This is a genomic window from Bacillus sp. DWP3-1 (assembly GCF_049896565.1).
Taxonomy (GTDB): domain Bacteria; phylum Bacillota; class Bacilli; order Bacillales; family Bacillaceae; genus Bacillus.
Window position 1 is genome coordinate 139,145 of sequence record NZ_JAFCUN010000008.1, and the last position, 15,821, is coordinate 154,965.

General features: G+C 43.4%; 15 protein-coding genes. 7 read left to right on the top strand and 8 right to left on the bottom strand.

Annotated elements, in window-relative coordinates; all coding sequences use genetic code 11:
- Positions 1-79: 79 nt before the first annotated feature.
- The 3 genes from ACP7A0_RS17255 to ACP7A0_RS17265 all read left to right on the top strand — a co-directional run bounded on the left by ACP7A0_RS17255 (position 80) and on the right by ACP7A0_RS17265 (position 2,639).
- Positions 80-436, top strand: a complete 357-nt coding sequence (locus ACP7A0_RS17255) for a hypothetical protein (protein WP_106030601.1) — start codon at positions 80-82, stop codon at positions 434-436.
- Positions 437-837: 401 nt separating this feature from the next.
- Positions 838-1,698 carry a Cof-type HAD-IIB family hydrolase gene (locus tag ACP7A0_RS17260; protein WP_216454710.1) on the top strand — a complete coding sequence of 287 codons (861 nt, stop codon included), beginning with the start codon at positions 838-840 and terminating at the stop codon, positions 1,696-1,698.
- Between the two features lie 152 nt (positions 1,699-1,850).
- The gene (locus tag ACP7A0_RS17265) at positions 1,851-2,639 is read left to right on the top strand and encodes a PAS domain-containing protein (protein ID WP_034660232.1); all 789 of its coding nucleotides are present in this window, start codon (positions 1,851-1,853) and stop codon (positions 2,637-2,639) included.
- A gap of 70 nt (positions 2,640-2,709) precedes the next feature.
- On the opposite strand, the gene ACP7A0_RS17270 is transcribed toward ACP7A0_RS17265, so the two are convergent.
- Together ACP7A0_RS17270 and ACP7A0_RS17275 are read right to left on the bottom strand one after the other, a co-directional pair.
- Complete coding sequence (locus tag ACP7A0_RS17270; RefSeq protein WP_106030599.1) at positions 2,710-5,487, bottom strand: DEAD/DEAH box helicase; 2,778 nt, start codon at positions 5,485-5,487, stop codon at positions 2,710-2,712.
- Positions 5,474-7,081 carry an SWIM zinc finger family protein gene (locus ACP7A0_RS17275; RefSeq protein WP_060597465.1) on the bottom strand — a complete coding sequence of 536 codons (1,608 nt, stop codon included), beginning with the start codon at positions 7,079-7,081 and terminating at the stop codon, positions 5,474-5,476. The genes ACP7A0_RS17270 and ACP7A0_RS17275 overlap by 14 nt, the downstream gene beginning before the upstream one ends.
- Positions 7,082-7,267: 186 nt before the next feature.
- Here ACP7A0_RS17275 and ACP7A0_RS17280 point away from each other — a divergent pair, with 186 nt between their 5' ends.
- Both ACP7A0_RS17280 and ACP7A0_RS17285 read left to right on the top strand, forming a co-directional pair.
- The gene (locus ACP7A0_RS17280) at positions 7,268-7,411 is read left to right on the top strand and encodes a hypothetical protein (RefSeq protein ID WP_003214884.1); all 144 of its coding nucleotides are present in this window, start codon (positions 7,268-7,270) and stop codon (positions 7,409-7,411) included.
- 116 nt (positions 7,412-7,527) lie between these two features.
- Positions 7,528-8,847 (top strand): UDP-glucose dehydrogenase family protein, encoded by a 1,320-nt coding sequence (locus tag ACP7A0_RS17285; RefSeq protein WP_066031633.1) that lies wholly within the window; start codon positions 7,528-7,530, stop codon positions 8,845-8,847.
- Between the two features lie 35 nt (positions 8,848-8,882).
- Here the strand turns inward: ACP7A0_RS17285 and ACP7A0_RS17290 are convergent, their stop codons facing one another.
- The 5 genes from ACP7A0_RS17290 to alsS form a co-directional block, all read right to left on the bottom strand.
- Complete coding sequence (locus tag ACP7A0_RS17290) at positions 8,883-9,416, bottom strand: chromate transporter (RefSeq protein ID WP_060597737.1); 534 nt, start codon at positions 9,414-9,416, stop codon at positions 8,883-8,885.
- Positions 9,416-10,006: a chromate transporter gene (locus tag ACP7A0_RS17295; protein WP_181185423.1), complete on the bottom strand. Its 591-nt coding sequence runs from the start codon at positions 10,004-10,006 to the stop codon at positions 9,416-9,418. Before ACP7A0_RS17295 ends, ACP7A0_RS17290 begins: the two co-directional genes overlap by 1 nt.
- 7 nt (positions 10,007-10,013) lie before the next feature.
- On the bottom strand, positions 10,014-10,490 hold the full coding sequence (locus tag ACP7A0_RS17300) for an Lrp/AsnC family transcriptional regulator (RefSeq protein WP_106030597.1): 477 nt from the start codon (positions 10,488-10,490) through the stop codon (positions 10,014-10,016).
- Positions 10,491-10,643: 153 nt separating this feature from the next.
- Positions 10,644-11,414 (bottom strand): acetolactate decarboxylase, encoded by a 771-nt coding sequence (budA, locus tag ACP7A0_RS17305; protein WP_060597462.1) that lies wholly within the window; start codon positions 11,412-11,414, stop codon positions 10,644-10,646.
- Between the two features lie 35 nt (positions 11,415-11,449).
- Positions 11,450-13,150: an acetolactate synthase AlsS gene (gene alsS, locus ACP7A0_RS17310; protein WP_106030595.1), complete on the bottom strand. Its 1,701-nt coding sequence runs from the start codon at positions 13,148-13,150 to the stop codon at positions 11,450-11,452.
- Between the two features lie 150 nt (positions 13,151-13,300).
- On the opposite strand from alsS, the gene alsR reads away from it, so the two are divergent.
- The gene (gene alsR / locus ACP7A0_RS17315) at positions 13,301-14,197 is read left to right on the top strand and encodes an acetoin biosynthesis transcriptional regulator AlsR (RefSeq protein ID WP_060597460.1); all 897 of its coding nucleotides are present in this window, start codon (positions 13,301-13,303) and stop codon (positions 14,195-14,197) included.
- 51 nt (positions 14,198-14,248) lie between these two features.
- Positions 14,249-14,866, top strand: a complete 618-nt coding sequence (locus ACP7A0_RS17320; protein WP_426005861.1) for a flavin reductase family protein — start codon at positions 14,249-14,251, stop codon at positions 14,864-14,866.
- 37 nt (positions 14,867-14,903) lie between these two features.
- Here ACP7A0_RS17320 and rbsB read toward each other — a convergent pair whose 3' ends face one another.
- Complete coding sequence (rbsB, locus tag ACP7A0_RS17325; protein ID WP_095285700.1) at positions 14,904-15,821, bottom strand: ribose ABC transporter substrate-binding protein RbsB; 918 nt, start codon at positions 15,819-15,821, stop codon at positions 14,904-14,906.

Here is a 15,821-nt window from a genome sequence, read left to right on the forward strand (position 1 = left end):
ATTATAGCATACAACATCTTTATAAATGAAACCGCTGCCTGCTTAGAACGAGCTGCATATGAGTGAAAGGAGATGTTTTATGGAGTCCTATCAATTGCGAAACATACATATTGGCGAGGAGAAGGCAAAGAGCACAATTCGCGTTTATTCGTGGGGAGACATTCTTTCATTTTGTGATGTGTACATGGAAGAAGGCGAGTCACTCACGTTTCAATACGTCACCGAGGATCAAATGGACTGCTTTGAATTTCAATTGTCAATTCATGACGGACAGCTTTGTTTTTATTGGTTTGCGTGGGACGGTTCTGATTATATTCACATGCCTTCTAGTAATTGGATTCATTCAGACGTTTTTTATCAATTTATGAAAAATAAGTTTTTCATCAAACAAAACAAGATGATGTTTTATACTCAAGCGGTAAAAAACAGAAATTAAAGAGGAAATAGAGAATTTGAGAGATCATTTTGTCATTTTCATGTTTTGTCACATACGACCTTTCTCAGTAGACTAAGGGCAGTTGAAAGGAAAGGAGGTACGGTTTGAAACAAAAGGTAACGTCTAGCATCTGACAGCCCCCCTCTAGCTAAAGCTGATAGACGCTGCCTTGTGCATAAGAACACTGCGTAATAGAACCATAGCTTCTTTGTATAGGTCATGTGTCCCCTGTAAATCCCCTTGTGTGTATCCGGTCATGTAGCGTGGCCGGGTACCCTTTTATTCACTGATAAACCGATCACCTCTTGCAAATAGTGGATACTCATTTCATAATGATGATGGATTTTATCAGCAGTATGATAGCCGAAAATGGAGACAAAAAGGAGAGAACGATGACAAACATTCAATTGATCGCAACGGATTTAGACGGAACTTTATTGAACAGTGAACACAAAGTGAGTCGGGAAAATGAGCAGGCATTAAAGGAAGCAGCGGCGAATGGAATGGAAGTTGTCGTTTCAACAGGAAGAGCGTATTTTGATGTGAGGTCTATTTTTGATCAGCTTGGTATGAATACATGGGTGATTAGTGCCAATGGAGCTGTGATTCATGATCCGGCTGGACAAGTGTACCATTCAGCTGTTTTACACGAAGAAAAGGCCAAACATATATTGTCATGGCTTGAAGAACGTGACTATTATTATGAAGTTTTTACAAACGAAGCCATTTTCACACCGAATCGCGGCAGAGAGCTTCTTGCGATTGAAATGGACCGCTTAAAAAGTGCTAATCCAAAAACGGATCGAAATATTTTAAAACAAGCGGCAGAAGTTCAATACAGTCAGTCAGGTTTTTCTTATATTGATACATATAAAGAATTGTTCCGTGAGGATCGAAAGCTTTCATTCTACAATATCTTAGGTTTCTCTTTCTTTGAAGACAGATTGAAGGCAGGATGGGATATGTTTGGTGATGATTCAGATGTCACAATGGTTAGTTCAGCCGATCATAACTTTGAAATTGGTTCAAAGGAAGCATCTAAAGGGCAGGCATTAACAAGGCTGGCAGAACGACTTGGTATTCCTTTAAGCCAGACAGCGGCTGTAGGAGACAGTTTAAATGACGAATCGATGCTTCTAGCAGCTGGTGTTGGGGTTGCGATGGGCAATGCGAGACAGGATATGAAGGAAATCGCTGATCATGTCACGTTAACAAATGATGAACATGGTGTGGCGCATATGATTCGACACCTTTTGAAATAGATGAATCGGATGTCGTTGTATAAATCACATAGGATAAAGCGCATTCTACAAAAGAGGAATTCAGAACTACTTCTATTTACACCTGATGTGGAACATCATATAATTTAATTATGAACATAACCCGCTTGTAAGAAATTAAGGAGAGTAAACGAATGGCGCTGGAATCTTATAAGTCCGAAAATCTGCATTTAATCAAGGAAGCCTTAGATTATACTCAGGTTGGCCTGACGGTGACGGACCCGTCTTTACCTGATAATCCTTTAATATATGTGAACAAGGGCTTTTTAGATATGACAGGCTATCAAGAACCCGAGGTATTGGGGAAGAATTGTCGTTTCCTTCAAGGAAATGAAACCGAGCAAATCGCTCTCAATCAAATTAGAACAGCTATTGAGAACAAAGAAGCTGTCACTGTTCAGCTGAAAAATTATAAAAAATCTGGACAGATGTTTTGGAATGAGCTAAGTGTGGCTCCTCTTTGGATTGACGAAAATGAAGGAAAACGTCTTTATTTCGTTGGTCTGCAAAAAGATGTCACGAAAGAGAAGGAACAGCAGGAGCTTCTTGAGCAATCGATTGATGAAGTGCTGAATATTTCTGTTCCAATTGTTCCTGTGAAAGATGGTATTTCTGTGTTACCGATCATTGGTACGTTAACAGCGCCAAGATTTCATAAAATTATCTCAACAGTCTCCACCTATATCTCTCAATCCAAGGACGATTATTTTATTGTCGATCTGTCTGGTTTATTAGAAGTGGATTCATTTGTGGCAGATGCAATTTTTAAGCTGAACGATTTAATTTTAATGACTGGTACTGAACTCATTGTGACAGGAATTAAACCGAATCTTGCGATGAAAATGGGAGAAATGAGAGAGGACTTCCGTGAATTGAATACGTATATGAACGTGAAATCTGCATTGAAAAAGCTGCACATTTAACCTATGTTCATATGAAATGAAAAAAGAGGACTTTTCATCATGTTTGAGAAAAGTCCTCTTTTTGCTGGGATTAAGATGATTGAGCGGCCGCACTTAATGTGAATAAATCTTCTAGTTCGTTCGTCGATAGCTCAGTAATCCAACTTTCACTTTGGATAATTTGATCATTTAACGTTTGTTTTGTTTCGAGCATTTGATCGATTTTTTCCTCAATCGTGCCCGTTGTGATCATCTTATGGACGTGAACAAATCGTTTTTGTCCGATCCGATAAGCACGGTCTGTCGCTTGGTTTTCCACAGCAGGATTCCACCATCTGTCGTAGTGAATGACATGGTTTGCGGCAGTTAGGTTAAGTCCTGTTCCTCCTGCTTTTAAAGAGAGAATTAAGATGTTGAATTCTTTCTTCTGGAAGCGATCCACCATTTTATCCCGCTCCTGTTTTGACAGACTGCCATTTAAAAATTGAACTGGTTCTCCAAACATCTTTTCCGCCAGCTGCTTGATCATGTTCCCCATTCCAATATACTGCGTAAAGATGAGGCAGCTTTCTCCTTGCTCATGTATTGCTTTTAACAGCTCTGCGAGTTTATCCATTTTTAATGAACGTTTCAGCAGTTTCACATCTGTTCCACTCTCTTTTAAATAGAGAGCCGGGTGATCGCAAATCTGTTTGAGTCTGCCGAGCATACTTAAAATAATGGCTTTCCGCTGCATTCCTGTTAACGAAGCCATGTGTTCGAATGTATCCTTCACGAGCTGTTCATATAAAGAAGCCTGCTCAGCGGATAGCGGAATGAATTCTTTTTCTTCGAGTTTCTCAGGCAGGTTCAGGGCGACCTCTTCATCTTGCTTTGTTCTTCTTAATAGGAAGGGCTTTATCAGCTGCTGCAGCTGTTCAATTCTTTTTTCATCACGGTCTTTTTCAATCGGCAGGACGAACTTCTTATGAAAGCTCGTCAGGCTGCCGAGATATCCTTTGTTGACGAAGTCGAAAATGGACCAAAGCTCTGTCAAACGGTTTTCCATAGGTGTCCCGCTAAGGGCAATGTGATGCTGCCCTTTGAGCTGTCTGATCGCTCTCGATTGTTTCGTATGGGCGTTTTTGATGTTTTGGGCTTCGTCTAAACAAATCGTATCCCACTTTGCTGACGTTAATTCATCACGATCAGAATGTGAGAGTCCATAAGACGTCAGGACAATATCTGTTGACTCGTATGCCTTTGTAAAGTGTTCCCCTTGAGGGCGCGATGGCCCGTAATGCAGAGCGACATTCAAATGTGGTGCGAAGGTTTCAAGCTCTCGCTGCCAGTTTCCTAAAACAGAGGTCGGCGCAATGATGAGAGATGGAGCGGCATTTTGCTTCTGCTCTTTCAGATATGTGAAATACGCAATCATTTGAATCGTTTTTCCAAGGCCCATATCATCTGCTAAACAAGCCCCGAATCCATGAGATCTTAAAAATAACAGCCAGTTGACACCATGCTGCTGATACGGCCTTAGTGTGCCTTTGAAGGACTCACTCATTTCGTAGGAAGGCAGCTCATGCGTATCATTTAACTGATGGACAAGTCCTCTTAATTGAGACGAAAGTTCAAATTGAATATGTGCAAATGCTGAGCTGTCTAGCAGTTCTGGTATCGATTCAGAGGATGCTTCTTGATCTGCCAGCTCGCGTGACAAAATATCAGACATGTGCAGCCCTTCATTTTCGGCGCGCTCCATCCATTTTTTCATTTGCTGGATGAAGGTTGGATCGATTTTGATCCATTGCCCTCGAATGTTGACAAGGCGCCGTTTACTTTGGACAAGCTCGTTGAACTCATCTTCTGTCAGCTCGATGCCGTTTGTAGCAAAGCGCCAATTAAAGTCCATCAAGGCATCCATTCCGACATGCGACTCGCCTCGCGGGGTAGAGGAAATCCTTGCTTTTAGCATCATGGTGCTTTCTTTGACGATTTGCCACCACGATGGGAGCAGGATCTCAATGCCCATATTCACAAGTGTTTCACTTGCTTCAGACAGGAAGAGCCATGCTTCGTCTTCTGACATGAGCGTGGTGCCAGATGTGAAAGAGAGCCAAGGTACAATTTGACTGAATCGCTCCAGCTCTCTTGAGATTTTATCTTGATACGGATGCCAAGACCTTTTCAATGAACGGATACCCTCAAAAAAGTGAAGGTCGCTGTTTTTCTTATCACGCAAAAACAATTCGATTTTCCAATCATCTCCGTCGAAATCCGGTTCATTTAAGCGCAAGCCGACAGTGAAAGGCGTCTCGTCATCAATCCAGCCAATCGTCTCCAAGAAATCCTGCTCATCTAAAAAGTGTCCTTGGAAGGATGAGAGCGCAGGCGATTGTGCTGTCATGCGGTTCCATTTGTGCTGCAAGGCATCATCATATTGAATGTAATCCTGTACGGCAAAGGAGAACCAATCAGCCGTATAGCCATCTAATAGTCCTTCTTTGTCTTTAAACCGAAGCACACCTTCTGTCCACGCCTCGTAATCGGGAATGAAATCTTCGTCCTCGATGAATTCGTAAATGGTGGAGGCTGTCTTCATCAGTGGTTCCGTTTCATCCGTTAATGTCACATGACTAAAGGTATTAAATGAATTTTTTCCTAACAATTCAACGGTCATCCAAGGGCTTAACAGGAAGGCAGGTGTGCCAATAAAGCTCACATCTTCTAAAAATGTTCCGTAAAAAGACGATGCGTGCCATTGGAAAAGCTGCCTCTTCATTTCATTAAGTGGAACAGGGTGTCCGTCCTCTGCTTGCGCTGAAATGGTGAAAGAGAAATCTTCTGTTTGTTCTGCATGAATGACAATTTGTTTATGGCGTGTCATCAATTAATTTTCCTTTCTTCATTTCCTCTTGGAACGCACGCAGCCGTTTCGTTGAATCCTGCAGCTGCTTGACATATCTTTCCCAAATCGCGGTTTTTTTCGTTTTATGATAAAGGGTGCGTAGTTTTTTTAGCATTTTCACAGATTCTCGATAAGCACTTCGATTCTTTTGATCGAGAAGCAGTGAGATTTCACGGTGGTACGATGGAATGAGCGCTTCAGGCTCCTCTTTTGCAATTTGTTTGATCAGATCCTTCTCCAGTTCACTGATGGAGAAACCAACAAGGCTGTGAATCTCAATCCATTCTGCATAACGCTGCTGTGCATATAATAGCTGACTATATTCAGTAAACGCATAGGGCATGCAGATTTGGAGGTAGCGTTCATATAAATGATGATCCTTCGTCTGCTTAAAGTATGCGTCTAAATAAAAGAAGAAATCACTGACGGCTCCTCGCAGTTCTCTATAGGAAAGGTCGAGCTGGCAATATTCCTCTAAAATATAGGTGATCTCATGATACCAGAGCTTGAGCCGCTTCCAGTCCTTGCGGTTTGTGAGATCCTTCAGCCAATTGAGCACATTTGGCAGCATATCTGCATTGAGCAGCTGTAATTGCTGAAAGAGGCTTTCGTCTTCTTTCTGTAAATAATCCATGTGCATCAGCCCGATGGTACGTTCAACCGTTTGTTCTTGCTGCTGAGCGTTCTTCAGTAATTCTGTTTCTTTTTTAACCCATTTCCCTCTATTTAATATGGTGCCCCAAATCTCCATAAAGACCGCTACTCGTTCATGCTGGAAAGGTCCGTTTATTTGAAGAAGTGCCCGAACGGCAGTTGGTGTGTTTTCAAGAAACGGATCGAGGGAAAAGGAAAGGGCGTATGTCTTCAAGTGATCCACTGAATCGAAAATGGTGTTCATGAGCTGTTCTACATATGGATTCATGGAATAAAAATCCTTCTCGGCATCAAGCCGGTCGAGGTCGATCAATTGATGAATCCTTAACCACACATCGATTGAGGTATGAATCGCATACAAACTCTTGAATTCAGGTGAATGAGGTGCGTGTTTTTTTAGGATTGATAAATAGCCGTAATACAAATGCTGCGGTGTTTGCTGGTGCTTTGGTGTCCGTTTCAGCCAGAGGTTAAATTCCTCTTGGAAAAAATTCAGCCAGCTTTGGAGTGATTGTTCGTCTGGGCGCTTCACTTGGAAGTGCTGGCGAATCAATTCTTTGCTACGTTGTAATTCATCCTTTTCTGACCAATTTTCTGTAAATCCGGTCACACTCTCTACTTGAGCGTATAGCGAAAAGAAGACAGCGAGAATGTGTTTACAAAGTCCATCTGCCGGACATGAGCAGCTGCTTCTCACAGGAAACAGCACATGAAGGTGGACTCTTGCTGCCACGACATCATGTACATAAGCTGACCATTCCGTATCAGATTCTTGCTTGAGACGATATACACTGTCCTGTCTATAAGTAATCAATGCTTTTTTGATGAGTTGTTTGTTTTCATCTGTTGCAGGAAGAAGTTCTTTGAGCTGTTCGGCTGTTTGTTTGATTTCTTCTTCGTTGATGTTGTGCTGAAGCATTTGATCCGCTCCTAACCAAGTAAAAGATTCCAATTCTTTTATTATAGCTCAATGGTGATTTATAAAAAAGTTTTTCATGAAAATGGTCATAAATTTCAAAAGCTGTCGAATGATGTATTAGAGTATTGCATAAACCAACCATACAGCATATAATAATGAAATTAGTGGAATCGAAAGGATACAGACATGGACAATAAGGGTTTAAATCAAGAAGAGTTTTTAAAAATTTTGATGTACGCTCATGATATTGGTGAGAATTCAAATGATGTCACCACAAAAGAAATGCTTGAAAATCTGATTGCTCATATTCGAAATGGTCTTGTTTCATAAAAGTGACCCCCTGCTAGTGATGGCAGGGGGTTTTTGTATGCTTTTATGAATGGAACGAAAGCTCCCGGCATACGATGTCATTACAAGCATAAGGCGTATGGGGAGCTGATGGTGTCATGAATATTGCAATTGCAGGCTGTGGATATGTGGGGCTGGTCACAGGTGTGTGTTTAGCGGAGGCAGGGCACAATGTGGCGTGTATTGATATTGACCGGAAAAAGGTCATGCAGCTGAAACAAGGACATCCACCAATGTATGAGCCAGGATTAAAAGAATTGCTGAAACGCAATCTTGAGCAAGGACGAATTCAATTTTACATAAATGGAGCGGCAGCCTACCCGCGGGCTGATGTGTTAATGATTGCGGTCGGCACCCCGCAGCAGGCAGACGGCCAAGCTGATTTACAGTATGTGTTTCGGGCTGCAAAGGAGATGGGCACAAAAGCGAAATCAGGTGCGGTTCTTGTGGTGAAAAGTACGGTGCCTGTCGGAACGGGTGATCAAATCGATCAGATGATACATCAAGAATTAGGACGGAATGAGCCGTTATCTATTGCATCTAACCCAGAATTTTTACGGGAAGGCTCTGCCATTTCAGATACTTTGAGGGCAGATCGGCTTGTCATTGGGGCTGAAACAAAAGCCGTATTAGACCAGCTAGAGGAGATGTATGCTGATTTCCACCTGCCAGTGGTCAAAACAGACCGAAAAAGTGCCGAAATGATCAAGTATGCATCAAATGCTTTTCTTGCGACTAAAATCAGCTTTATGAATGAGATTGCTTCCATTTGTGAAAAAACAGGTGCTGATGTTGAATGGGTTGCGCGGGGAATGGGGCTCGATCAGCGGATCGGTTCTTCGTTTCTCAAGGCGGGGATTGGCTACGGAGGTTCTTGTTTTCCAAAGGATACAAATGCACTTGTCCAAATCGCAGGGCATGTGTCCCACGATTTTGAGCTGCTAAAGGCTGTCATTAAAGTAAACAATGAGCAGCGAGCTGGTTTTATCCGAAGCATTCAGGAGAGACTGGGGGCAAATCTTGAAGGGAAGCGAATTGCGCTTCTTGGCCTGTCCTTTAAACCGAATACAGACGATATGAGGGAGGCGCCGTCGGTTCCGATCGCTCATGAACTCCATCAATTAGGCGCGGAGCTTGTGGCTTATGATCCTGTTGCTACACGTCATGCCGCTCGTGAACTGCCGGATCAAGTCTTGTTTGCTCAAACGATTGAAGAAGCGATAAAGGATGTCCATGCAGTTTGTATATTAACAGAGTGGACGGAGATTCAGACGTTTCCGCTCACGTCCTACAAGGAATGGATGAGACAGCCGCTTATTTTTGATGGGCGAAACTGTCACACGCTTGAAGCGGCAGAACAAGCAGGGATCGAGTATCATTCGATTGGGCGCAGACCGGTTTCTCCAATTTATATGTAAAAGAAAACCGATAACAGGCCATGTTATCGGTTTTTTTAATGCGGCAGAATGAATCCGCCATATAAAAAGGCAGCCACAATGAGAAAGGCGGGGTGCATTTTGAATTTGGTCATAAAGAAAAAGGAGATCGCGGCAATGGCGAATGATTGCGTCCAGCCGATGGCTTTCACTGCATCTCCGCCGATTTCCCATGTTAATAAAAGCATCATCATCGCAATGACGGGCTGTACGGATAAGGTCATGCCTTTTACGACAGGGGATTGGCGAAAGCGGTCAATCAACTTGAGCAATAAAATCAATCCAATGGCTGATGGCAGTACAGTTGCAAGCAGTGCCACGATAAAGCCCGGCCAGCCCATGACGTCATAGCCTACATATGCCGCGATCTTCGTAGCAATTGGTCCTGGCAGTGCATTGGCTAATGCAAGCATATTGGAGAACCCTTCGTTCGTCATCCAATGAAAATGATTGACGATTTCTTCATAATTGAGCGGGATGGATGCAGGCCCTCCGCCATATCCTAATAGATTGGACAAGAAGAATGCCCAGAATAAAAAGAGAATCAGCATCATGAAGACACTCCTTTCTCTTTATTTGTTCGATTCCAGCGTTGTTTCAGTTTGAAATGAAAGGCGCCATAGAATAAAAAGATGATGACAATGATTCCTGGATGAATGGACAGCACCTGCAGTCCGATAAAGGCAAGAAGGAATAGAGCGATACCGAAGATCATTCCAAAGCCTTTCATCGTTTTTTGTCCAAACTCGTATGCCATGATCCCGAGCAGGACGGCAATAACTGGTGTCACGGCGCCAATCATATTTTGAATGATTTGTGAGGAGCTTAAGACGCTGACAAGTGTGACGAGTGCCACCATGGCGAGACATGTTGGTAAAATATGAGCAGCTGTTGCGACAATTGCACCGGATACGCCCTTCAATCGATAGCCGAGATATGCCGACATTTTGGTCGCGATCGGACCTGGTAATGCATTGGCGATGGCGAGTGTTTCTCCAAACTCGTCATCATTGATCCATTGATATTTCACCACCGCTTCATGGCGAATGAGCGGTATGACGGAAGGGCCTCCGCCAAAACCGAGAATACCGGTTCGCACCATAGCGATGATGAGTTCAATATATGATTGCAAGTGCTTCAACTCCTGTCTACAATTTCATGCCCATTCGGCTTTTGTATCGTTTAATGAGCATTTGGCAGTCCACACTCACGACGCCTTCTAGCGGGTATAGCTTTTTTGTCAGGAATGCCTCCATTTCCTGTTCATTTTGAAAAATGCCATGCATATGCAGCTTGCTTGGCCCTGTCATGTGATAAAGGCTTGTGACAGCTGTTTCCTGCTCAAGTTGAAGGGCTACTGCTTCTAAAAATTTCGGTTCCACTTCTACATTAAAGAAGACAGAGACGTGAATGCCGATCTTAGCAGGGTTAATCACAGTGGTGAATCGTTCAATGACGCCTGCTTCAATCAGCTGCTGCATGCGGGCTTGCACAGCTACACGTGAAAGACCGACTTGTTTCCCGAGATCTGTATAGGACATACGCCCGTCCTCGTGTAATAGGGATAAAATTTGTTTATCCCTTTCATCTAATGTTAGGTTCGGAATGCTATAGTCGTTTGACACCGTATAACCACCTTTCTTCTGTTGGTATTTTATCATATTTCATTACGAATAGAATGAATGAATTTCAATTTACTAACGAAATGAAATATCATGGAGTGATAAGTAGTCTTTTTGCATAAAAAGACACCCCGGAATCAACGGGGTGTCTTCATTTTATTGATCTGGGCTGCTTTCCGCACTGGCAATTTGTTGTGCAAGGTCAGCTCGATCAATGTCTGCTTGGAAGAATTCCTGCGTATTTGGCAGATGTAAATTCATATGACGTTTTTGAGAAATTCGGATGGTCACTTGATCAACGGTGTAATCAAATACGTGTCCGCCGACACTTCGATCATCATCAATGAAATGAAGATGATATCCACTCACCGCAATACCATGTGCGTACTGCGGTGTACGGAAACCAGCGATCGTTCCTTGAATATCCTCGAAATCGAAAATAGGCTGTGACTTGACTGCTTCCACCATCGGAACGTAAGGTTTTTCCTGTTTTTCGACCGTACGTGTTTGAACCTTTTTGAATGATCCATCAATGCGGATCGCATAAAAAACATTCTTACTAGGTAAAATGCGGTCGATTTCTTCTTCTAGCTCTTTGGACGTCATGGTTGCATCAATTCGATGAACGATATCTGTTTCAAAGAATGCTAGAGAGCAGAATGGTGAATAGTCTTGATCGGTAACCGGTGTCGCTGTTCCATCCGAGCGCAGTCGATAAAATGCGCCGTCAAAGCCGATCAGCTCTCCATCTAATTGATTGAATGTACCAATGCCGAAATCACCGTGCTTGGGAATATGTGCAAGGGAGAAATCTCCATCATATACGGCTTCCAGTAAAGAGGTCATCGTCGATACTTGATAAACCTCTTGCTGTTTGTCATGTTGTCTTGTGTCGTTCTGTTGATTCATTGGGTGCATCATACCCATATCCGCTCACTCCTTTGATGTAATGTATGGACATCTTATCTGACGTTCAATGTGTGTTTTTCACGAAAGACTTCTGGCCATTTTTGACTGGCGAGGTCTGGGTTGTCTTGATAGTCAATCGGAATATCAATAATAACGGGTCCTTCTATGTTTATACCCTTTTGAAGGACAGTTGAAAGCTCTTCAGGTGAGTTAACCCGTAATCCAGTCGCTCCAAAGCTTTCCGCATATTTCACTAAGTCGATCTGTCCGAATTCAACGCAGGATGTGCGGTCATATTTCATTTCCTGCTGAAACGCCACCATGTCGTATGTGCTGTCATTCCAAACAAGGTGAACGAGATTTGTTTTCATGCGGACGGCTGTTTCAAGCTCCATTGCAGAGAAGAGAAAACCGCCATCACCTGAGACCGAAATGATCTTTTCATCTGGATTCAGTATGGAAGCCGCAATTGCCCATGGTAAGGCGACGCCTAATGTTTGCATTCCGTTGCTCACCAGGAATGTGTTCGGCTCATAGACGCGGAAGTGACGCGACATCCAAATCGCGTGAGATCCGATATCACACGTGACCTTCGTGTCATCAGGAATTAGGCGTCTTAATGTATGAATGACATTCAGCGGGTGAGATAGATGACTGTCTCTTTCTGGTGCTTTTTCAATGTCGCTTAACAGCTCCTGTAATTCAGTGACTAAATCAATTTGTTCTTTGCATAGAGAAAGTGGAACACTGTCATGGGCTAGATGTTTAACGGTTTCAGCTATATTGCCTACAAGCTCAAGCGCTGGCTCATAAAAATGATCAATATCTGCCTGCATGTCATCCACATGGATGATCTGGCGCTGCTGCGGCTGAATATTCCAATGCTTCGGATCATATTCGATTGGATCAAAGCCGATGGTCAAAAGGACATCTGCTTGTTCAATGAGTAGATCCCCCGGCTGATTCCGGAATAAGCCGATTCTGCCTACATATTGAGACTCAAGCTCTCTTGAGAGAACGCCGACTCCTTGGTACGTTTCGACAAATGGAATCCCAAGTGTTTTCAATAATGTTCTAGTGGCGTTTGCAGCAGCTGGACGACTTGCTTTCATTCCCACAATCGCAACAGGTAAGTGTGCATTTTGAATTTTGGCGATGGCCGAACTGATGAGAGCATCCGGTGCAGGACCTAGTTCTGGAGAAGGGTGAGCAGACACTGGTGTTTGTGTGGTGTGTTCTGTCACGACATCTTGTGGAAAGCTGATAAATGCTGCTCCAGCCTGCCCCTTTTGTGCCGCGCGAAAAGCATTTGTTAAGGCTTCAGGTATATTATGAACGTCTTGTACTTCAACACTGTATTTTGTGACTGGTTTGAATAATGCCGCATTGTCGAGTGATTGATGTGTTCGTTTCAGCCGATCCGCACGAATGACGTTTCCAGCGATTGCGACAACAGGGTCACCTTCTGTATTGGCTGTTAATAGACCTGTTGCTAAATTAGATGCGCCAGGACCTGATGTGACGAGACAAACACCTGGTTTGCCGGTTAAGCGGCCGACAGCGGCTGCCATAAAGGCTGCATTTTGTTCGTGTCTGCATAGGACAAGTTCTGGACCTCTGTCTTTTAATACATCAAATACGGCATCAATTTTTGCACCTGGAATCGCAAAAACATGGGTCACACCTTGAGCAATCAGCGTATCGACAATCAATTCTGCTCCTCGTCTTGTTAGGGGTTGTGCTTGAGAATTCATTTACCCCGCACTCCTTTCGGCAAGTAAAATTTTTTATGAAAATATATTTTCATGATATGATTTACTATACATTTCAAAAAGAAAATTTTCCAATATATGTTTAACGTGGTTTTAATATGTTTCACGAATAAGTGCGCGAGGAGTGAAAGGATGGAACTGAGACATTTGCAGTATTTTGTCACAGTAGCGGAGGAGCTGCATTTTGGCAGAGCAGCCGCACGGTTGAATATGACACAGCCTCCACTTAGTCAGCAAATTAAGCAGTTTGAAGAAGAATTGGGGTTTCCTTTGTTTCACCGGTCGAAGCGAGTGGTGGAGTTAACAGCTGCTGGAAAGGTCTTTTTACATGAGGTGCGTGGTGTGCTGCAGCAGCTTGATAAAGCCGTTGATCATGCACGGCATACAGCAAGAGGAGAGCTGGGGAAAATCATCATAGGGTTTGTTGGAACAGCGACGTATGATATTCTGCCGCCAGTTGTACGCGAATTCAGAGAGCTGTATCCCTCTGTCAGTATTGAGCTGAAGCAGCTTTCTGTTCCGCAGCAGCTAGGGGCGCTTTTAAATGGGGAGATTGATATCGGTTTTTTACATCCTACATCTCCGCATGAAGAACTTGTCAGCCGTTTGATGAAGCAAAGTGAATGTATTTTTGCGATTCCGAAAAATCATCCGCTGGCGAAAAAAGAGGCGGTCACGATCGAAGATATCCGGCATGAACCGATCATTTCTTTATCAAAGGAATCATGGCCGTCCCTTTATCAACACTTTGTCCTGCTATGTGAAAAGTACGGATTTTCTCCGAATATTGTGCAGGAAGCAGCGGAATATCAAATGGTTATTGGCCTTGTCACAGCTGGTATCGGTATTGCGGTCATTCCAAAATCAGCCCGGCGTTTATTTAATCTAGATGTTGTATATCGGTCCATTGAAGGTGAACAGCTTCTGGCGGAATGGACGATTTCCTATAGACGAGAGAATCATAATCCTGCTTTATTTCATCTTGTCCACCATATCCTGCATCGCACCGAGCCGGAATCAGAGGCATAGAAAAAAGGGGTATGGTATGATGTCGATACACCAAAAGGAGGCGTGTCTGAATTGATTACGTTGCAAATGGATCAGCTATCAAGAAAAGAAGCATATAAATTATTATCGGGCTCTATTGTTCCACGACCGATTGCGTTTATTACAAGTCTGTCTAAAGATGATGTCGTCAATGCCGCACCATTTAGTTTCTTTAATGTCATCAGCGGACACCCGCCGCTCCTCGCAGTTTCTATCGGACGGCGTCAAGGGGAGATGAAAGATACAGCAAAACATATCATCGACAGGGAAGAATTTGTTGTCCATGTGAGTGATGAAGCGATGATTGAAGATATTAATGAAACAGCTGCTACTTTGCCAGAGGAAGAGAGTGAGCTGAATCGCACCGGTCTTCATCAAGTGAAGAGCAGTGTGGTCTCAGTGCCGGGAATCAAGGAAGCACGCATTCGCTTTGAATGTCAGCTGGAAAAACATCTGACCTTTCAAAATGATGAAGGGGAGATCACAGTCGATCATATCATTGGCCGGGTTGTGTGTGCGCATTTAGATGAGGCTGTTTATGATGCGGAAAAAGGATATGTTTCTTCTCATGAATTGAAGCCAATCGCACGTTTAGCGGGAAATGATTATGCCCATTTAGGGACGTCATTTGTGCTGAAAAGACCAGAATAATAGGAAAAACCCCCGAGAGCTATCGGGGGTTTTGTGTTTATTTTTTCTGTTCTAGTTTCAGTGGAGCTGCGATGTTCTTTTCTACTTTTTTCCCTTTTAGGACGTCGTTTGCAGCGCCGACTGCCAGTTTCCCGATCAGCTCTGGCTGCTGGGCGACTGTGGCAGATAGTTTTCCTGCTTTGATCGAGTTGAGTGCATCTTCGTTTCCGTCAAAGCCAACGACGAGAATGTCTTTTCCAGAGCTTTGAATCGCCTCTAGAGCGCCAAGTGCCATTTCATCATTATGGGCAAAAACGGCTTTGATGTCAGGGTTTCCTTGAAGGAGGTTTTCCATGACATTCAGTCCTTTTGTCCGGTCGAAGTCAGCCGCTTGTTTTGCTGTCACTTTTAGATCTTTATCCGCTATTTGATGGAATCCTTTTCCGCGCTCACGTGTAGCGGAAGCGCCTGGTACACCTTCTAGTTCAGCGACTTTTGCTCCTTTACCGACCTTGTCGATGATAAAGTTAGCTGCCATTTCGCCGCCTTTGACGTTATCTGAGGCGACCAGTGCTTCTACCTTACCGCTTTCTGCTGAACGGTCTAATGTGATGACAGGAATATCTGAAGCATTCGCTGATTCGACAGCGGTTGAGATAGCAGATGAATCCGCTGGGTTGATGAGTAATGCGTCAACCCCTTGCTGAATTAAATCTTCTACGTCACTGGTTTGTTTAGCTGAATCATTTTGTGCATCTGCAATGACCACTTCGATGCCAAGCTTTTTCGCTTCTTTCGTCACACCATTTTTGAGAGAAACGAAAAATGGATTATTTAAGGTCGAGATCGAGAGCCCGATTTTGATGTCTTTTTTCTTTCCATCTTTTGTTGATTTGGCCCACTCTGGCGGTTCTAGCGAGCAGGCAGAAAGCATGAATAATGAGAGAGTCAGAATGAGAATGAGATATTTTTTCAT

Coding starts and splice junctions, on each gene's coding strand:
- ACP7A0_RS17290 (WP_060597737.1), bottom strand. CDS start 9,416: ATGCTGATTCTCTTTTTATTCTGGGCATTCTTCTTGTCCAATCTATTA.
- ACP7A0_RS17280 (WP_003214884.1), top strand. CDS start 7,268: ATGGACAATAAGGGTTTAAATCAAGAAGAGTTTTTAAAAATTTTGATG.
- ACP7A0_RS17275 (WP_060597465.1), bottom strand. CDS start 7,081: ATGCTTCAGCACAACATCAACGAAGAAGAAATCAAACAAACAGCCGAA.
- ACP7A0_RS17265 (WP_034660232.1), top strand. CDS start 1,851: ATGGCGCTGGAATCTTATAAGTCCGAAAATCTGCATTTAATCAAGGAA.
- ACP7A0_RS17255 (WP_106030601.1), top strand. CDS start 80: ATGGAGTCCTATCAATTGCGAAACATACATATTGGCGAGGAGAAGGCA.
- ACP7A0_RS17285 (WP_066031633.1), top strand. CDS start 7,528: ATGAATATTGCAATTGCAGGCTGTGGATATGTGGGGCTGGTCACAGGT.
- alsS (WP_106030595.1), bottom strand. CDS start 13,150: ATGAATTCTCAAGCACAACCCCTAACAAGACGAGGAGCAGAATTGATT.
- ACP7A0_RS17270 (WP_106030599.1), bottom strand. CDS start 5,487: ATGACACGCCATAAACAAATTGTCATTCATGCAGAACAAACAGAAGAT.
- rbsB (WP_095285700.1), bottom strand. CDS start 15,821: ATGAAAAAATATCTCATTCTCATTCTGACTCTCTCATTATTCATGCTT.
- alsR (WP_060597460.1), top strand. CDS start 13,301: ATGGAACTGAGACATTTGCAGTATTTTGTCACAGTAGCGGAGGAGCTG.
- budA (WP_060597462.1), bottom strand. CDS start 11,414: ATGGGTATGATGCACCCAATGAATCAACAGAACGACACAAGACAACAT.